General features: G+C 41.4%; 16 protein-coding genes. All 16 read right to left on the bottom strand.

From position 1 onward, the window contains the following. Window positions 1-288: 288 nt before the first annotated feature. Entirely contained in the window at window positions 289-2,220 is a 1,932-nt protein-coding gene (thrS, locus tag LC091_RS03665) for a threonine--tRNA ligase (protein ID WP_226680308.1), read from the bottom strand. Between the two features lie 520 nt (window positions 2,221-2,740). After that, window positions 2,741-3,577 carry a sporulation protein YtxC gene (gene ytxC, locus LC091_RS03670; RefSeq protein ID WP_226680309.1) on the bottom strand — a complete coding sequence of 279 codons (837 nt, stop codon included), beginning with the start codon at window positions 3,575-3,577 and terminating at the stop codon, window positions 2,741-2,743. A gap of 122 nt (window positions 3,578-3,699) precedes the next feature. Beyond that, window positions 3,700-4,599: a diacylglycerol/lipid kinase family protein gene (locus tag LC091_RS03675; protein ID WP_226680310.1), complete on the bottom strand. Its 900-nt coding sequence runs from the start codon at window positions 4,597-4,599 to the stop codon at window positions 3,700-3,702. A gap of 129 nt (window positions 4,600-4,728) precedes the next feature. Beyond that, complete coding sequence (locus tag LC091_RS03680; protein WP_226680311.1) at window positions 4,729-6,183, bottom strand: replication initiation and membrane attachment family protein; 1,455 nt, start codon at window positions 6,181-6,183, stop codon at window positions 4,729-4,731. Window positions 6,184-6,273: 90 nt separating this feature from the next. Further along, window positions 6,274-6,735 (bottom strand): transcriptional regulator NrdR, encoded by a 462-nt coding sequence (nrdR, locus tag LC091_RS03685; protein WP_223490629.1) that lies wholly within the window; start codon window positions 6,733-6,735, stop codon window positions 6,274-6,276. Window positions 6,736-6,759: 24 nt separating this feature from the next. Next, window positions 6,760-7,164 (bottom strand): cytosolic protein, encoded by a 405-nt coding sequence (locus tag LC091_RS03690; RefSeq protein WP_226680312.1) that lies wholly within the window; start codon window positions 7,162-7,164, stop codon window positions 6,760-6,762. A 115-nt stretch (window positions 7,165-7,279) separates the two neighbouring features. Beyond that, window positions 7,280-7,654: an adenosylmethionine decarboxylase gene (gene speD, locus LC091_RS03695; RefSeq protein ID WP_010195679.1), complete on the bottom strand. Its 375-nt coding sequence runs from the start codon at window positions 7,652-7,654 to the stop codon at window positions 7,280-7,282. A gap of 501 nt (window positions 7,655-8,155) precedes the next feature. After that, window positions 8,156-9,187 (bottom strand): glyceraldehyde-3-phosphate dehydrogenase, encoded by a 1,032-nt coding sequence (locus LC091_RS03700; protein WP_226680313.1) that lies wholly within the window; start codon window positions 9,185-9,187, stop codon window positions 8,156-8,158. A gap of 346 nt (window positions 9,188-9,533) precedes the next feature. Further along, window positions 9,534-10,142, bottom strand: a complete 609-nt coding sequence (gene coaE / locus LC091_RS03705; protein WP_226680314.1) for a dephospho-CoA kinase — start codon at window positions 10,140-10,142, stop codon at window positions 9,534-9,536. A 57-nt stretch (window positions 10,143-10,199) separates the two neighbouring features. After that, window positions 10,200-10,841 (bottom strand): sporulation membrane protein YtaF, encoded by a 642-nt coding sequence (gene ytaF / locus LC091_RS03710; protein WP_226680315.1) that lies wholly within the window; start codon window positions 10,839-10,841, stop codon window positions 10,200-10,202. Window positions 10,842-11,088: 247 nt separating this feature from the next. Then, window positions 11,089-11,919, bottom strand: coding sequence for a DNA-formamidopyrimidine glycosylase (mutM, locus tag LC091_RS03715; protein ID WP_226680316.1), 831 nt, complete (start codon window positions 11,917-11,919; stop codon window positions 11,089-11,091). A gap of 24 nt (window positions 11,920-11,943) precedes the next feature. Continuing rightward, window positions 11,944-14,577, bottom strand: coding sequence for a DNA polymerase I (polA, locus tag LC091_RS03720; protein WP_226680318.1), 2,634 nt, complete (start codon window positions 14,575-14,577; stop codon window positions 11,944-11,946). Window positions 14,578-14,861: 284 nt separating this feature from the next. Continuing rightward, entirely contained in the window at window positions 14,862-15,794 is a 933-nt protein-coding gene (gene hflC, locus LC091_RS03725; protein WP_226680319.1) for a protease modulator HflC, read from the bottom strand. Continuing rightward, entirely contained in the window at window positions 15,787-16,752 is a 966-nt protein-coding gene (hflK, locus tag LC091_RS03730; protein WP_404819652.1) for an FtsH protease activity modulator HflK, read from the bottom strand. Before hflK ends, hflC begins: the two co-directional genes overlap by 8 nt. 561 nt (window positions 16,753-17,313) lie before the next feature. Then, a complete protein-coding gene (gene pnpS / locus LC091_RS03735; RefSeq protein WP_226680323.1) occupies window positions 17,314-19,083 on the bottom strand; it encodes a two-component system histidine kinase PnpS in 1,770 nt (589 codons plus the stop codon). After that, window positions 19,076-19,801 (bottom strand): response regulator transcription factor, encoded by a 726-nt coding sequence (locus LC091_RS03740; RefSeq protein WP_226680324.1) that lies wholly within the window; start codon window positions 19,799-19,801, stop codon window positions 19,076-19,078. Before LC091_RS03740 ends, pnpS begins: the two co-directional genes overlap by 8 nt. Window positions 19,802-19,862 lie beyond the last annotated feature (61 nt).

Genomic DNA, 19,862 nt, shown 5'->3' on the forward strand with positions numbered 1-19,862 from the left:
GGAGTCTCACACCTTACACTCCAGTCGACAAGGGGAGTTTGTATAAATATTTAAATTAGCTTACTGTCGGAAAGTACCCATTTACTGTCCGTTTGGAGGGAATACTGTCCGAAATTTAAGAATACGAGCGAAAGTGAGGCATTTACTGTCCAAACTACCTCGAATACAAGCCAAACGACAAACTCAGTCAAATTCCGACAACCCTAAGTGCAGCCAGTATGCTTACCACAACAAAGGGGAACGCCCTGGCACCTTCAGCCAGGACATTCCCCCCGTATTACGAAAAGCTTATCTCTTCGCTTCTTTCACCAGTTCATCCACAAACTTTTCTAGTGAGATTGTTTCGGATTTTTGTTCGCCGTATTTACGGACGTTTACTGCGCGTTCTTGGATCTCATTGTCTCCTAGCACTATCATGTATGGGATCTTTTGCATTTGTGCTTCACGGATTTTGTAGCCGATCTTTTCGTTTCTTTCGTCCATTTCTACGCGAATTCCTTTTGATTTTAGAAGGTCTTGCACTTCTTTTGCATAATCAAAATGCACATCAGGTGATACAGGGATCACTTGGACTTGTACTGGCGCCAACCAAGTTGGGAATGCACCTTTGTACTCTTCGATTAAGAATGCCACAAAGCGTTCCATCGTAGATACGACACCACGGTGGATAACAACCGGACGGTGCTGCTTGCCGTCTTCCCCAACATAAGTCAGGTCAAATTTCTCTGGAAGTAAGAAGTCAAGCTGAACAGTAGAAAGAGTTTCTTCTTTTCCAAGGGCAGTACGAACTTGAACGTCTAGCTTAGGACCGTAGAATGCTGCTTCGTCGATTGCTTCGAAATAATCTAGACCAAGCTCATCCATTGCTTCTTTTAGCATGCCTTGTGCTTTTTCCCACATTGCATCGTCATCAAAATACTTCTCTTTATTTTCTGGATCACGGTAGGATAGACGGAAGGAATAGTCATCCAGGCCGAAATCTTTATATACTTCAAGAACCAGGTTCACAACACGTTTTAGTTCATCTTTGATTTGATCAGGGCGAACGAAGATGTGTGCATCGTTCAAAGTCATTCCACGTACACGCTGGAGTCCTGCTAGTGCCCCGGACATTTCATAGCGGTGCATTGTTCCAAGTTCAGCAATACGTACAGGAAGCTGACGGTAACTGTGGATGCTGTTTTTGTACACCATCATATGGTGCGGACAGTTCATTGGACGAAGAACAAGTTGCTCGTTATCCATTTCCATTGGAGGGAACATGCCGTCCTGATAGTGATCCCAGTGACCGGAAGTTTTGTATAGCTCCACACTACCCATTACAGGAGTATAAACGTGGTCATAGCCGAGCTCCACTTCTTTGTCGACGATATAACGCTCAATTACGCGGCGGATTGTTGCACCTTTTGGCAACCATAGCGGTAAGCCTTGCCCAACTTTTTGGGAGTTGAAGAAAAGGTCAAGTTCTTTTCCGATTTTACGGTGATCGCGCTCTTTTGCTTCTTCCAACAGGCGAAGGTGCTCATCAAGTTCTGCTTTTTTGAAGAAGGCTGTTCCGTAGATACGTTGCAGCATTTTATTTTTGCTGTCGCCTCTCCAGTATGCACCTGCAATGCTTAACAATTTGAACTCTTTAATTTTCCCAGTGGATGGTACATGAATTCCACGGCAAAGGTCAAAGAACTCGCCTTGTTCGTAGATGGAAATAGTTTCTCCTTCTGGCAGTTCGCGGATCAGTTCAAGCTTCAGCTCATCATTCAGCTCTTCATAGCGGCGCAATGCTTCTTCTCTGCTCACTTCCACACGAACAACATCCAAGTTTTCGCTGACGATTTTCTTCATTTCTTTTTCGATTTTTTGAAGGTCTTCTGGAGTTAGTGATTCCTCCATGTCGATATCGTAGTAGAATCCGTTTTCGATTACCGGACCGATTCCTAGTTTCACGTTGCCATATAGGCGTTTGATCGCTTGTGCCATCAAGTGGGCAGTACTGTGTCGCATGATTCCAAGCGCTTCGTCGGAGTCTTGCATGATGATGCTGATTTCTCCGTCTATATTAATCGGGGAACGCAGGTCAATGAGTTCTCCGTTTAGTTTTCCAGCGATTGCTTTCTTTTTCAGACCCGGACTGATGGATGCAGCGATATCTTCTGTTGTCGTACCACGTTCAAACTCCTTTACCGCTCCGTCTGGAAATGTGATTTTCATTAATTCCGACATCTCTGTCACCTCTTCTTTAGAATTTTTGTTGGTTCATATAACGCCGCAATTGCTCTCCGCAAACGGCTTCGCTTTCCGCGGGACGGTGCTTGAGCCTCCTCACTTCGTTGCGGGGTCTCAACCTACCGTTACTCCCCCGCTGGAGTCTACGCCTTTTGCTCCAAGCAATTGCTAATAGTTATTTCGAACCAAAATAAAAAAACCCGTCCCTTATTTAATATAAGGGACGAGTTTAATATCCGTGTTTCCACCCAAGTTCCCATCTTTTAAAAGTCTAAAAGACGGCTTCATTATTGGATAACGAGGGATTTCCCCGTCAACAGCTACTGCGATGTTCACCGTTGAAGTTCAGAGGTGGTTAGGGTTTAATCGTGATAGGAAGCTTGCAGCCGGCGACTTCCCTCTCTAAAATCCGTTTTTAAAACACTCATGTCCTCATCGATACTTTTTGAGCTATGAAGTTAAAATTGATTATGTAGGTTATTATATTCTCCTGTTAAAGGAAAATCAAGTGGTCACTTTAATCAATTTTACTTTTATTTTGCCCAAAATAGTGAAAAGGTAAAACAACGGCACGTTCTTCAAATATATTTCGGATCGTCTCCACAAGTTGATTCTCTGTGTTGTCCGTGTATAGAAAGAGTTTTTTCGGCGCGATTGAAACCAAGGGAGCCAGTACGACCGAGTCTATATAATACGAATAATTATTGAAATGAGTTCTGTTCATATATTTGATGAGCTGGTTTTTTGGAATGTGCGAGAAAGACTTATCATAAAAATCAAATTGATATTGATAAACAAGGTGCAATTCGTCAAGCTTGGAATCTGTCGTCGTCAGCAATTCCCGCAGCTGATGGACGAACGATTGGTATTCCTGTTCCAGCTTATACTCATCAATCGCCGCTTCTACAAACACCTGCAATCCTTCAAAGTATTCTTTCAACCGGAATGTTATAAAGGAATCAAATGAAAAGGATACGGGCATTTGAAAAAAGGACTGCATGACAGACTCCAACTGTGCATCACGTTGTTCGAGAGCCGGGAGATTCGGAATATCCGGCCGTTCTCCGAGCAGGATGGATTGCAGAATACAGAGAATCTGTTCCTGTTCTTCTTCCTCTTTATAATAAAACGTATTTTCCAATACCGACAATATCCATTCTTTTTCTTTGGTACGGTGAATGTAATACTTCAGTACCGGGACAATGGTGTTTCTGTAAAAATGAACATCCTTTGATTCCACGACGATTTTTTCTTTATGTAAAGAAAGGATAGAATCACTCTCAGGATTTTTTTCCAATACATTCATATATATCGCATTTGCGTCCGATTCATTTCGAAAGGAAATCTCAAACAAGTTTGTCCCCCCTTTGGTACACCTAATTCAATGTATATGGGCAGGAGGGTGGAAAAATGAATAAATATAAAAAAATATGCGCCAGTCCATCCATAAAAAGGACCAGCGCGTATTATTATTCTTTACTCAAATGGAAAATCGCCAATGATGACTTCTAGATGACCTGGAAGAATGGAGACAGTAGAGGGGGTAAAGTAGGTTTTTTCTCCATCTGAATCAATTTCCTGATTGGGAGTGGCATCGATTTTTAGTTGTTTGGCTCGGAAATAGATTAAATCGTCGTTCCCTTCTGCCGGAAATTCCTTTTGAAGTCTTGTTTGCATCCATGTCCAGAGCTGGGCAATGGAGGTCTGCTTGATTATCAATACATCCAGTTCCCCGTCCTGTACGCTTGAAGAGGGAAAAAACGATTGAATACCGCCGAGAAAGGAACCATTACCAATTAGTAGCATGACAGCATCCCCTTCATAAGATTGTGTTTCACTTTCTAAAGTAAGCTGGAACGGTTCCTCTTCCATTACCGTTTGTCCGGCGCTGATATAATAAGATATTTTACCAAGCAGCTGTTTCGTCCCGCTGTCGATGTTGTCTGAAACCTTTGATACCAACCCTATTCCCCAAAAATTCAAGAAATATTGATTATCACTTTTTCCGACATCTACCTTTTCTGTACGTTTCTCTATAATCTGTTCCACTGCTTTCATAGGATGCTGATTGATACCAAGCGTTCTTGAAAAATCATTACAGGTTCCGCCTGGTATGATTGCAAAAACAGGTCTCTTTACCAGAGGAGCCAAGGCGTTGATTATCTCAAAAATGGTTCCGTCCCCGCCAGCACCGATAAGAAGGTCTACATGGTCTGCCAACTTCTCCACAAGTCTGGCACCGTCCCCTTCTTTTTCGGTCGGATGGATGGTCACTTCCTCAAAGGTGCTCAATAACCTTTCTTCTATCTGTTCGATGGAATTGATCAACTTTCTGTTCCCGGCATTGGGATTAACGATCACCGCTACTCTCTTCAAAGGTTATTTCCCCTTTTCTTTAGTCTTATAGTAGACGATACCCTTTTTTGGTAGTATTAACATCTTTTTGAGAAATAGCATGATAAAAAAGAAGGCCGCATCACCTAAAAGGTGCATACGGCCTCTACATTATGGATCTAATCGTATCTTTTTCTCTTTCATTCTCGCCAAACGTTCCATCAGCTTCTGTTTTTCGTCTTCTTCTACTTCTTTGAACTTGTCTGACTGATTATCTAAGGCATCAGACTCCGTTGCCGCTCCGTCTGAGCTGACAAAACGGTTGCGCACCACTTTTCCTGCTTTTGCTTTTGAGGCGCTACCTCCACCTGTGCTCTTAGCTGCTGGCTTTGTATCCGCCCAGTTCTGATATTGGCGATGTTCCTCTTTGGCAAGTTCCATCGCTTCACTGACAGTTTTCACCTGTTTTCTCGCCCAATGACTTGCAATCTTCTCGACGTATTTGCGGTTTAGCTTCATATCTGTTTTCAACAACACATAATAAAGTAACACATTCACAACGCCTGGTGTTAATTGTTGTTTGAACATGACGTCTTCCACTATTCGAAGGTCTGAGGCAGAAGGTTCCGATCCACCTGAGAGATCTGTCAGCATTTGCTTTGGTGATACATTCTCCAGCTGTTGAATGAGCTGTTCATCTTTAGTTGCTGGCTTTTTATCTGTAAACTGTCTTAAATTCAGCGGCTGTGTTTTTTCCACAAGGCCAGGCAATGTATCTTGATATTCAAGCTGATACCAATCCCTTGCTGCCTTTCGCAGTTTCTCTAAATCCACTTTTTCTTCTACATCAATTACATTCATCATCAAATCGCGCATCGATATCGGATCAATGGTATAAATGAAGGACAGTTTGACAATCGCTTCTTTCACTTTAGCGGTGATCGATTTTTTCGGGATGACCACCTCAGATAACCCTGCAAAGAACAAATCAAAGTCAAAGGTTTCTTGATTTACCCTTGGCTCACTTCCCTTTTTGCGCTCCAACCACTCTTCTCCTTGTTCCAATGGAAGTTCCTCCATCATCTCCTCATTCGCCGCATATGCCATGTTTTCTGACTGAACAGATTGGAAGACATCACTGAAACTTCTAGTCACTTCCTGGTATTCATCCACAGGAATAATCTTATCGGAAAAGTATTTCTTTACACTTGCGTATTTATTTTTCCCTAGTCGATTATATAAGTAAATGGTTAGCATGGGTTCTGAAAAGAATGCTTCCGGGGAGAGTGGTGGTTGAAGTTCATAAATGAAGGTTCGAAGCTGATCATCTTCCTTGACCCACGTCTTTAAAAGTCCAATGCCTTCAAGTTTAATTCTTTCCTGATGGATATCCTTTAAGTTGCATTGCATCGTCGTCATAATCCCGTGATGCGTCGTTTCCCCGCCCCACAAGCGATCTTGGTCCAGCTCACTCCAGAGGGTCATATATAAACTGTATCCCCTGAAACCGAGCAAAGGTTGATAAAGCATTGTTAGGAGTTTACGGTCAAACTGTTGGAGCACTCCGTTTGAACGGACAATATAGCGGTCTACAGGGACCAGCTCTTTCCAATGGCGATCAGACATGAAACATCCAAACCTTTCTTTTATTGAAATAATGGAAAGAGAGAGGCAAATAACTTCCTCTCTCCCTTAGGGTTCCTTATTGCAGCCTTCTTATTTTCTTTCTTTTTCAATGATTTCCTTTAATTCATCCAAGAAAACATTAATGTCTTTGAATTGACGGTAAACAGAGGCAAATCGCACATATGCCACTTCATCTATTTTAGAAAGTCTCTCCATTACCATTTCTCCGACCATATCGCTTTTCACTTCGGATATGCCGATATTTCTTAATTCTTTTTCCACTTCCATCACAATGTCTTCCAATTGTTTTAGGGCTACCGGTCTTTTTTCGCATGCCCGAATTAAGCCTCTCAGCACTTTTTCCCTGCTGAACTCTTCTCGTATTCCTTCCTTTTTCACGACGATAAGCGGCATTTCTTCCACTTTCTCAAATGTCGTAAAACGATAGGAACAAGATTCGCATTCTCTTCTTCTTCTGATGGATTTTCCCTCTTCTACAGGGCGTGAATCTAATACCTTCGTCCCATTATGGTGACAGGCAGGACATTTCATGATGGTTTCCACTCCGTTTCCAATCTACTTTTTCCCCGAATTCAGCCCGGATCCAATATAGATCATCGATTTATCAATCCGTTCATACATTTGTTTGATCAGTTGACGACTGTATCCAAAATCGAAAGGTAGCTTGGTTTCTGTTGTAACGGAAAAATCAACTGCGGTTTCAAAAGGGCGGACAGATATTACAGTGACAATGACAAACGCTTTTTTGCCTTTGTGCACTTGCACTGCCATTTCCCCGTGCTCCTCAGAAACGGATTTGACCGTTACCCCTTCCATATTGTTAAACAATTCTTGTAAGGTCTTCATTGCATTCTTATTGGTAGTTTTATAATAACGACTACGCAAGGATTCTTCTGTATGATTTTCCCGCGTTTCCGAGTGATTGCTCAATATACCTTTCAGCTTTTGTATCGCTCCCACTATAGCCTGACAACCCCTTAACTTGTTGTTTTTTTATGTATAATATATTTTGAGTATAATAAAAAGAGGTGCATGCTATACACCTCTTTTTATTTTAATGCATTTAGTTATAATTTTAAAGAGCTTTTGCTTTGTTTACTTGAACAGGACCCATTCCACGTGGAAGTTCGATTGTTTCACGCGTCTGAGCATTTAAAGCAGTTGCAATATAGTCAGCTGAAATATTAGGATCTAATTCTCCGCATGTATAAACATCGATACTTGCATATCCGTGCTCTGGGAAGCTATGAATCGTTAAGTGGGACTCGGAAATAATTACTACTCCGCTTACCCCTTGAGGAGCAAATTTATGAAAAGCTACCTCTCTTACTTCTGCACCTGATTTTAATGCAGCATCGACAAATGTTTTTTCGATGTAATCCATATCATTCAATTTGTCAAAATCGCAACCCCAAAGTTCTGAAATAACGTGACGACCTACTGTTTCCATCTCACGTTCCCCCTTTTCATTTTTTAAAATACATGAATTCCTCAAAGGTGAAGAGTGATTGATGTATTACTACCACGGGGGAAAGTTAGTCCAGAGAGGTCCTAACCCTTTAAGTAGCCACATAATCGTTTCAAGAAGTTCACGAAAAATAGTATAATGCTTTTATTTTAGATTTGCAACAGGCATTTAAGACTTTTTTTCTAGTAAGCTATGAATTTATAAGAAAAACTATGTAATACCTTTTAGTTTGTTGGTTATGCTCCGCTGTGGATTTCCGCAAATGGCTGCGCTTTCCTAGGGGCGCTGCTGGAGCCTCCTCGTCTTCGCCTGTGGGGTCTCCACCTAGCGCTATCTCCCTCAGGAGTCTTCGCCTTTTGCTACAATCCACAGCTAGGAATTACTAGAAAAAAATAATTCCATTGCCCGACACATGCAAAAAAGCGATTAACACAGACTGTTAACCGCTTACATTTATATCACAATAATTTTGATTTGGTTGAATTAACCAGCCATGACCTCTTTTGCTTCTACCATTTTTTCTGCTACAAATTGAACCAGATCTACCACTCGGCAGGAGTATCCCCACTCGTTGTCATACCAAGCTAATACTTTTACCTTTGTATCGCCCATCACCATTGTGGATAATCCATCAATGACGGCAGAATGTGGATTTGTGTTAAAGTCCACAGACACAAGCGGCTCCATTGTTACACCTAATATCCCATCCATCGAACCGACCGAAGCACTTCTGAACGCATCATTCACGTCTTCTACCGTCACCGGTTTTTTCAAGTCTACCACTAAATCAACAAGCGATACGTTAGGTGTTGGAACACGCAGCGCCATACCATGCAGTTTTCCTTTTAGGTGTGGAAGAACTAAGGATAATGCTTTTGCCGCACCTGTAGAGGTAGGGATGATAGACTGACCGCATGCTCTTGCTCGGCGCAAATCCTTATGCGGGTTGTCAATATTCTTTTGGTCATTTGTATAAGCATGCACAGTTGTCATTAATCCATTCTCAATACCAAACTGTTGATCTAACACTTTTACAACCGGCGCTAGGCAGTTTGTCGTACAAGAAGCGTTAGAGATGACAAAGTGCTCATTCATATCCAATACTTCTTCGTTTACGCCCATGACAATCGTTACATCTTCGTTTTTACCTGGTGCTGTCAGTACAACACGCTTAGCACCAGCTTGAAGATGAAGTGCCGCTTTGTCGCGGGAGTTAAACTTTCCTGTAGCTTCAATAACGATATCTATGTTCATTTCTTTCCAAGGAAGCTCTTCTGGATTACGGTTGTTCACTAATTGAATGCGCTTACCATTTACGATTAAGGCATTGTCTTCTGCGTAAACATCCGCATCAAAGCGACCATGGTTTGTGTCATATTTAATCAGGTGAGCTAGCGTTTCCGCTGGATAGCTAGCATTGATTGCAACGATATTTAAGCCTTCTTCTTGGATGGCGCGTCTGAATACCATTCTCCCAATTCGTCCAAACCCGTTAATTGCAACCTTTGCCTTCATGTAAATTCCCCTTTTCTGTATATATGTTATACTTATTAATCTGTTATCCTGCAATTAGTATAACATAATTGATTTCTATATGTCATGTAAAAAATACAAAAAGGGCATATCCCTATTTTGGGATATGCCTTTTTGTTTCACAACCAATTATTTTACATTTTGCATTTACTGTCGATCCCCGTTGCAGGCGCTTCGCTTTCCGTGGGCGGTCCGGAAGCCTCCTCACTTCGTTGCGGGGTCTTCCCTGTCCCTTCCTCCCGCAGGACAAGGAAGGCTACGGCAGCGATTCATCGCACGAAGAAAATGCGTTAGCATTTTCGAGGAGTCTGCGCGCCTTCCACTGCGATCAACTGGGTTTCTGGATATGCCAGTTGGTTAAGATGTCATTTAGTTGTTGTTCTGTTTTGGTAAGAGATCCGTTGTTGTCTATGACTGCATGGGAGAGTTTTACTTTTTCGGAAAGAGGCATTTGCGAATTTATTCTGTCTGTTGCTTCCTTTTCGGTTAGATCGTTCCTCTCCATCAAGCGTTTCAGTTGGGTTTCCTTTGTTACATACACAAGTAAAGTTTTATCTACAAGATGAGTCAGTTTGCTTTCGAAAAGTAAGGGAATATCCATGATAACCACTTCATGGCCTTCTTCTAAATATTGTTGGGTCTTTTCTTTCATGCTTGTCCTGATGCTTGGGTGCATAATGTTATTGAGCTTTTCCCGTTTTTCCTGATTTTGAAAAATAATGCTTCCGAGCTTAGGTCGGTTCAGTGTTTTGTCGTCATTAAGTATTTCTTGTCCAAATTCACTGACCAACTTTTGATATGTATCTGTACCAATTTCTACAACTTCTCGAGCCACAACATCAGCATCCACAATCGGTATATTTTTATCGCGCAGCATATTGGCCACTGTGCTTTTACCGCTTGCGATTCCTCCTGTTAGTCCTATAATCAAAGGCATGTCCATTCCTCCTTTATAAAAGAGAGGCTGCGTTAGACAACCTCTAGTGTTTCTTTTTTACATTTTAATAATTCCAATCACAATAAGTAATACGCCTGGTAAAAAGGAGAACTTATTGATCCACGAAACGGTGGAAAAGACTCTTCCCAATTTTATCCCGGTAATCACAAATAATGAACTCATCACAGCAACTGAAATCGCCATAACCCCAGGAGAGTAGCCAAGCAAAGCTGCACCGATTCCCGCTCCAAACGCATCGAGGGACAGGGCAATACCAAGAAAAAAAGCCTCTAATCCAGTGATAGAACCGGAACGGTCAAAGTCGGCTTCTGTTGGCTTTCTCAAAATGTTAATTACAACACCGAGTGATTTGATTTCAAGGTTGAACAAAATGCGTTCATCGGCAAAAGAGGTACTGTCTTCGGCTGTACTGGCACGGAAAAACTGATAGAGAACCCACATTCCTAATACAATTAGAATGCTTCCACCAATTGTCTCTGCAAAAGCAGGGGAGAGAAATTTCATAAGTATGGTGCCTACTAACATGGCAAGCAAAAGCGAGACGGCCGAACAACACGCGATGATACTGATTGATTTAAGCGGCATATGCATTTTTCTTAGGCCATATGTCAAGCCAACACTGAAGCTATCCAGACTAACAGCAAAGGCTAGTAGGATAAGTGAGATGTATGGAATCATTAAGAGCTCCTCCCTAACTATCACTAAGATAGTATATGGCAGGAGCCTATTCGATGTGTTCTAAATATTTTTTAACTCTAACTCCCTTTTGCCTTTCGCTCCGGGTGTTCGCTTTGAATTTAGATATTGTATAGACACCGCTGTGGATTTCCGCAAATGGCTTCGCTTTATGAGGGGCGCTGCTGGAGCCTTCGCCTTTTGCTCGAATCCATAGCTAGAAATCACCAAGCACTATATGATATCAGTTTTATGGCTTTGGCTGGCATTTAGGGCAGGTGTGGGTGCCTCTGCCGGCTACGACTGTTTTTTCTATTTCATTGCCGCATTTTTTGCATGGCTCTCCTTTACGGCCGTAGACGAAAAGTTCGAGTTGGAACATACCGATTTGACCTTGGGAGTTTACATAAGAGCGAATGGTGCTTCCACCTTTGTCGACAGCTTCTTGCAGAGTCAGGACTATTTCGCGCTGCAGCTGTATAAGCTCTTCCTCGTTCAGACTGCTTGCCGTTCTTTCGGGATGAATTCCCGCTCTGAATAATGCCTCATCCACATATATATTCCCAAGACCTACTACAACTGTTTGATCTAAGAGTACAGCCTTGATATTGCGGTTTGTTTTTGCGAGTCTTTCCTTAAGGAGATCAAGGTTGAACTCGTCCTCAAAAGGCTCTGGTCCTAAACTGGCAAGCGATTTTGCTGCAAGTTCCTCGCCTTTTTTATAAAGATGAAGCGTACCGAATTTGCGAACGTCCTGGTAGCGAAGTTCGGTGCCATCCTCAAAATAGAAGAACACATGGGTATGCTTATTCGCTGGCTCTTCTTTTTGATAGAGGCCATATTTGCCTTCCATTCGCAAATGAGAAACCATGCAATAATCGTTAAGGTAGAAGAGGAGAAACTTTCCTCTTCTTCCGATTTTCACAATCTCTTGCCCAATAAGCATTTCTTCAAAAAGAGCGGCATCATCCGGCTCTTTTATCATTTTTGGCCATAAGACTTTCACTTGTTTGATTTTTTTCCCTTGTACAAGCTCAACTAGTGTTTTTCTGACCGTTTCAACCTCAGGAAGTTCTGGCATGGTAACACATCCTCACAAAAACAATTATTTCGCATCGTACCATGTAGAGCCGTAGGAATAATCCACCTTAAGCGGGACCTTCAATTCCACTGCTTGCTCCATTACTTCTGGTACAATCTTCTTTAATTTTTCGATTTCATCTTTAGGAGCCTCAAATACAAGTTCATCATGTACTTGCAAGAGGACTTTAGATTTCATATTTTCTTCTTCCAGTTTGTTTGCCATATCAATCATTGCTTTTTTGATGATATCAGCGGCACTTCCTTGAATTGGTGTATTCATCGCTGTTCTTTCTGCAAAACTTCTCAGGTTGAAGTTACTGCTTGTTATCTCAGGCAGGTAACGGCGGCGGTGCAGTAGGGTTGTAACGTATCCCTTATCCTTTGCATCAAGGACGCTGTCTTCCATGTATTCCTTCACTCCAGGGAAGCTTTCCAAGTACCGATCAATAAATGTTTTCGCATCTTTTCTCGTAATGCCTAAGCTCTGTGAAAGGCCGTAATCACTGATGCCATAAACAATTCCGAAGTTTACTGCTTTTGCTTGACGGCGCATACTGGAAGTGACTTCATCTTCTGAAACATGAAACACATCCATTGCGGTTTTTGTATGAATATCTGCATCTTCTTTAAATGCTTCAATCAGTTTTTCGTCATTTGCAATATGTGCAAGTACCCTTAGTTCGATTTGAGAATAGTCGGCAGCAAAGATCACCCAGTCTTCATGAGAAGGAATAAACGCCTCTCTTATCTTTCTACCTTCCTCCAGACGAACAGGGATATTCTGAAGGTTTGGATCAATGGAACTCAAACGTCCTGTTTGGGTTAATGCTTGGTTAAAGCGCGTGTGAATTTTATGAGAGTCCTCATGGATAACTTTTAATAAGCCTTCAATATAAGTCGACTTCAATTTGCCTAATTGACGATAGTGTAATATCTGCTGAATTATTTCATGCTTTTCAGCAAGCTTCTCCAAAACGTCGGCAGAAGTCGAGTAGCCTGTTTTTGTTTTCTTAACAGGCGGTAGTCCAAGCTTTTCAAAAAGAATGACACCAAGCTGTTTTGGAGAGTTAATATTGAACTTTTCACCTGCTAGTTCAAAAATCTTCTCTTCAATTTTCTCCAGCTTCTCACCAAGATCGGTTCCCATTTCTTCTAATCGAGCTTTATCCACTTTAATACCGAGTGCTTCCATTTCTGCTAACACCAATGTTAAAGGCATCTCCAGTTTTTCAAATAATTCCAACTGTTCATTGTCCTTTAACTCGTGAATAAATGACTCTTTCATTTCCTGCATGGCGAAAGTCTTTCTCACCAGATGATCTGCAACTTTTTGCTGATCAGGGACAGCTCGCTTGGCACCTTTACCGTAAACCGCTTCATCTGTTTCGATCTGATAATAGCCTTTTTTACGGGCAATTTCTGCAAGGTCTGTGGACGTCTCGGACGGATTAACGATATAAGAGGCAATGATAAAATCAAAGTCAATTCCGTTCAGTTCAATTCCCTTCCACTTCAATGCTACGATTGCTCTTTTTGCATCAAAAACCGTCTTTTTTCTTTTATGGTCTGATGCAAATGTCGCAAACTCTTCTGACTGCATGGCTACTTCTGTCGGGATAAAATAATTTCCGGTCTCATTCACAAGGGCAATCCCTTGAATATCTGCACGGTGGTAATTTTCATCCAGCACTTCCACCATAAAGAAGTTTTCTTTTGCAAAGTGCTCTTCTTTTACTTCTTCAAGTATTTCAAAGGAAATATCCTCAAGATCTTCTGTCAGCGTTTCTCCATCTTCTCCAAGCTTGTCTAACAGGGAGTTGAAACTAAGTTCTTTGAAGATATCGACCACTTTCTTTTTATCGAAGCCCTCATAAAGAAGTTCTTCTACGGTAACTTCTACCGGTGCTTCGGTCATGATGGTGGCGAGTTGCTTGCTCATGATTGCCTGCTCTTTATTATCTTCTAATTTCTCTTTCAGTTTCTTTCCACTAACCTTGTCAATGGATTCAAGAAGTGTTTCAATGGTGCCAAATTCCTTTAACAGTTTAATGGCGGTTTTTTCTCCAACCCCAGGAACACCAGGAATGTTATCCGAAGAGTCCCCCATCAGACCTTTCATGTCGATGATTTGATCCACATTCAATCCGTACTTTTCTTCAATGAAAGCAGGTGTGTAGGAATCTACATCCGTAATGCCTTTTTTGGTGATATCAACCGTGATCTTATCTGTTGCAAGCTGTGTTAAATCTTTGTCGCCTGAAATGATCTTCACTTCATAATCATCTTTGGCAGCTTGTTGAGCGAGTGTCCCAATAATATCATCGGCCTCATATTCAGGCAGCTCGTATCTCTTTATGTTATACGCATCCAGTAGTTCTCGAAGGAAGGAGAATTGTTCGGATAGTTCAGGTGGAGTTTTTTGGCGTCCCCCTTTGTATTCTCCGAACGTTTTATGACGGAATGTAGTTTTGCCTGCATCAAATGCCACAAGCATATGAGTTGGCTTTTCTTCTTCTAAAATGCGCATCAGCATCATGGTAAAACCGTAAATTGCATTGGTATGTATTCCTTTTTCATTACTTAACAGTGGAAGTGCAAAGAACGCACGGTAGGCAATGGAGTTGCCATCGATCAGTACTAGTTTGTTTTTTGCCATGTTTGCTACTCCTCCTTTGTTTCTTTTTGATTTTTCGTATGTATAATCCCAACTATAAAAAGCCACAATTCTTCTTCTATTCTATCATGGATAAGAACAGAAACAAAAGTTGTGGCTTTGTTGTTATAAGTGGAGCTTCACTTTAAAGTTTGGTCGTTTCTTTCCGCTGTAGGCACTCGCTTTCCGCGGGGCGTGTGCTTGAGCCTCCTCACAACGCTTCAGGGGTCTCAACCTACCGCTATCCCCCGCTGGAGTCGAGTGCCTTTCGCTTCAATTCAATCATCTTATTCCATTCCGCCCATTAGGAGTTTGGCGTATGGGGAGTCGGATGGAAGAACGATGACGGTTTCTCCATCGATGGTCTTTTTATAGGACTCTAGTGTGCGATAAAGCTCATAGAATTCTGCATCTTTAGAGAATGCGTCATTGTAAACTTTAGCAGCTTCTCCCTCACCCTGGCCCCGGATAGTGTCTGCATCCGCTTGGGCTTTTGCAAGTATTTCTTTTACTTCACGGTCTGTATTTGCCATGATTCTATTTTTGTCGGCATCACCGCGAGAAAGATATTCTTGAGCCGTTGACTGACGCTCTGAAATCATTCGTGTGAACACGGCAGCTTCATTTTCAGGCGGCAGGTCGGTTCTTCTCATGCGCACATCCGTGACGACAATTCCGTATTCATCTCTTGCCAACAGTTCGTTTACTCTTTCTGTAACTCTATCGTTCAGACTTCCCCTTGATGATTTTTCATCATTGATAATATCATCATAGTTAAGTTGTCCGAGTTCTGTTCTGACAACAGAAAATACAAACTCGGACATTTTGGTTTCTGCATTCACAAGGCTTGCAAGGTTACTAATCATCAATTCAGGATCTTCTACTCGCCATACTACATAATTATCAATAAGCATTCGTTTCTTGTCACGAGTGTTTATTTCAGCACTGGCTTCATCGTAAAGCATTTGATATTTAGGCACAGTTGTTACTGACTGAATAAAAGGTGTTTTGAAATTTAAGCCAGGCTCTTCTACAATTTTGACTACTTCTCCAAATTGTCTAACAACCTTATATTCTCCTTCTTTTACAACAAATACATTCGCAAGGATTAAGCCAAGAGCAATAAGGATAACAGCTCCAATTAATCCTCCGCGGATAATGGTTTTCCATTGCAAATCAGGCTTTTTCTTTTCTAGATTGATAATGTTTTGATCACTCATTGTTCCCACTTCCTTCCGGGTTCGCTGGTGGTTTTGGTGCTGGATTTTCGGTACGGAGCGGGAAATATTTCATCGTATTGCCGTCATCGTTCATAATGTAGATTTCGGCATACGGTAATACTTCTTCCATTGTTTCTAAAATTAAACGCTTTTTTGTTAATTCCGGAGCGTTTACGTATTCGTTATACAAGGAATTGAATTTTGCTACGTCACCACGTGCACGTTCAATCCTTTCTGCCTTTTCACCTTCTGCTTTGGAGATGATGGCATCCTTTTCCCCTTCAGCCTCATTCATGCGCTGGTTTTGATATCTTTTCGCTTCATTGTTCTTCGTATTTTCCATTTCACGTGCATCTGTTACATCTGTAAATGCTTTCCGGACCTCTTCATTTGGTAGTTCCACATCCTGAAGATTGACAGATGTAATGGAAATACCAATATCATAGGTTTCCATCAGAGATGTAAGCAAGTCAAAAACCTCTACTTCAATCTGTGCTTTTCCTGAAGTTAATGCTTCATCAATCTGCGTGCTCCCGATGATACTACGCAGTGATGCTGATGTTGCATTGTATAGGACCGCCTGAGGATCGTCACTATTGAATAAGTATTTTCCCGGATCGCTTATTTTCCACATGACAACCATATCTGCTAAGACGATATTTTCGTCACCTGTTATCATTTTCGTATCATTGGTATGTTCGACTACTTCTCCATCTCTTTCTGTATAGCCGAATTGTAAACTGAATGTTTCCTTGGACATTGTCTCTACGGTTTGGATAGGCCAAGGCATTTTAAAATGTAGCCCCGGTTCACTGATTCCTTCTTCTACTTTTCCAAATGTCATGATCACAGCTTGCTCTGATTGGTCTACTGTGTACCATGACGTTAAAGCAACTGACCCTATGACAGCAGCAAGTATTACAAGAAAAACGGTCGTGTAAATTCGCTTTAAACTCATCAAAGTTGTATTCTCCCCTTTTTATGTTCTCCATAACTAATACGTATGAAGAAGGGGAAGGTTTCATTATTTAAATGGATATTTAGTTGCTTGGTTTTACTCCGCTGTTGATCTCCGCAAACGGCTTCGCTTTCCGCGGGACGGTGCTTGAGCCTCCTCGCTGCGCTGTGGGGTCTCAATCTACCGTTACTCCCCCGCTGGAGTCTTCGCCTTTTGCTCCAATCAACAGCTCGAAATTCTATATACTTGGAAAATAATTTTTCAAAATTTCAGGTGATTGAAGTAACCTTGTTGATTGTAGTGGAAGGCGCGCAGACGCCCGCGGGAGGAAGGGACAGGGGAGACCCCGCAACGGAGTGAGGAGGCTCCCGGACCGCCCGCAGGCAAGCGAAGCGCCTAGAACGGAAATCAACCGGATAAAATGCTTTCTTATCTTTAAACAAAAAGAAGGAGAGAGCAGGGTGGGCTCTCTCCTCTTCCAAAATTGGCTCCTTGGATGAAGGGGTTTTCATAGATTATATTAACAAAGGTTTGTAAAGACGTTATGAAAGACATGTAAAGCTATTGTAAATCTTCATTTTCTTTAGACAATTTCACCGTAAAGGCAGTCCCCTTATTCAGCTCGCTCGTAACAGAAATACTGCCATGATGGGCTTCCACGATATGCTTGACAATCGCAAGTCCTAAACCGGTTCCGCCTGAGTTCCGACTCCTCGCCTTATCTACCCGGTAAAAACGTTCAAAAATCCTTGGTATCTCATTCTGCTCCATCCCAATACCAGTATCGGACACCACAATGATTACCTCTTTTCCTACCTCTTCCACTTTCACCTTTACTTCTCCACCGGCTGGTGTATATGCGATGGCATTGTTAATAAGATTAATGAAAACCTGTTTAATCCTGGAGACATCTGCAAACAAATATAGCTCTTTCTTAGGTTTGGATAGAGCAAGGTCAATTTCTTTCTCTCTTGCCTTGCCTTCCAATATTACAAATATCTCTTCCAATAGATCGTTTATTTCTAAATATTCAGGGTTCAATCTAAATCCTTGTTTCTCAATTTTAGAAAGATCAAGCAGGTCTTCAATGAGTGACTGAAGTCTGTCACTTTCTTTTAAAATGATGGAAAGAAAATACTCTAAGGTATCTTTATCATTCATCGCTCCATCCAACAAGGTTTCTGAGAACCCTTTGATAGAAGTGATTGGCGTTTTTAACTCATGCGACACATTGGCGACAAAATCTTTTCTCATTTGTTCAAGCTTTTTCAATTCTGTTATGTCATGGAAAACAAGGACAATCCCTTTCCATTCATCGTTAACACCTATGATAGGCGCCCCATACACTTCAAAGTGTCTGCGTTCAATCGTTAATGGAAGCAGAATTTGCTTTCGCACACTTACCTCGGTCATAAAAATTTCTTCAATCAATGTGACAACTTCTTTTTGTTCGATCGCTTCATAATAAAGCCTGTATAAATATTCTCCAGGATTTGCATCAAATGTTTCTTTATAAGCGCGGTTGATGAGGTTCACATAGCCTCGACCATCAATTAAAATCAATCCGCTCCCCATGCTCTCAATTAGAGTGCGCAGGCGATCTTGCTGCATTTCTTGGGCTTTCGTCATATCCTGAAGATTTCGTGCTAATATGTTGATGGATTGACTTAACATGCCTGTTTCATCCACATGCTCTTCAAAGGTCCTCGCTTTATAGTTTCCTTTTGCAAGCTCGGTTGCCACTTTGGTTGCAGCTTCAATTGGCCTTGTGTATTGGGAGGTGATTCTCACACCAAGAAGCAAAATAACTACAAAGGCAGCACCAAGGCTTGCAATTAACAGTCCCCAAATTTGTTGATTGACCCTTTGGAGAGAATCTATTGGAGTACTTAACATTAAAAATCCATCTCGAACTCCATTTCTGGAAATGGAATTCCCGTAATAATACATTTCATTATTTTGCTCATAAAATATTCTGTCACGATTCTTATTCTTTTTAACTGCCTCTTTTATTATTTCCTGATGTGAGTCCACGCCAGAAACAGTCGGCCCTGCGGTCTCATATACTACCGTTCCATCTTTATCGGTAATGCTGATTCTTGCCGCTAAGGTCTTACTAACATCTTCTAAATGCTTTTGCAGAGTCGGTGTCACACTGGTCTCCTCTTCCACCAGCATTGTGACAAGCTCTGTTTCTTTGATAAGCCTCTGATTAAAGGTGTTTAAATAAAAGGATTTAAAGAGCTGCCCAAGCAATAGCCCCAAGCACACAAGCACCACGATAATTAAAGTGATGAGTGCAAACAGCAGCCTTGAGCGAAACCTATTCATGTATTTTCGGTTCCTCTAGCTTGTACCCTAAACCTCTAATTGTTTTTATATATGTAGGTTTTTTTGTATCTGTCTCTATTTTTTCTCTCAGATGACTTATATGAACATCGACAATACGTGTATCACCGGCAAAATCATAGTTCCACACCGCGCTCAAAAGTTGATCGCGTGTCAGCACTCTACCCTTATTCTTAGATAAGTAGACCAAAAGCTCAAATTCCTTTGGCGTAAGTTCCAATCGTTCTTCACGAAAATAAGCTTCATAGTGTTCAGGCAATATTTTAACATCACCGATTACAATCTTTTCAGTGGCGTCTTCTTCTACTTTTGGTGCCTCTGTGTTATTTGTCATTTGTTGCATTCTGCGAAGAATAGCCTTTACCCTGGCAACCACTTCTCTCGGACTAAAGGGTTTGGTCATATAATCATCGGCACCTAATTCTAATCCTAACACCTTGTCAAACTCATCATCCTTAGCAGTAAGCATCAGAATTGGGGTATGGATTTTTTGCTGCCTTAATTCTTTACATACTTCTATTCCATCTTTTTTTGGAAGCATCAGATCTAAAACGATCATATCAAATCGATCTTCCATCGCTTTATTCAAGCCTTCTTCTCCGTCCATTGCAACGGAAACATCATATCCTGCTTGCTGTAAATTATACTGTAACAATGTTACAATCGATTGTTCATCATCTACAATAAGAATCTTTTTCATTCTTTTCCTCCACCAACTGTTTTGGAAAACCCATTTTTTTCACCCAATTAGCAATTCTATA

Source organism: Sutcliffiella horikoshii (assembly GCF_020524325.1).
Classification (GTDB): domain Bacteria; phylum Bacillota; class Bacilli; order Bacillales; family Bacillaceae_I; genus Sutcliffiella_A; species Sutcliffiella_A horikoshii_D.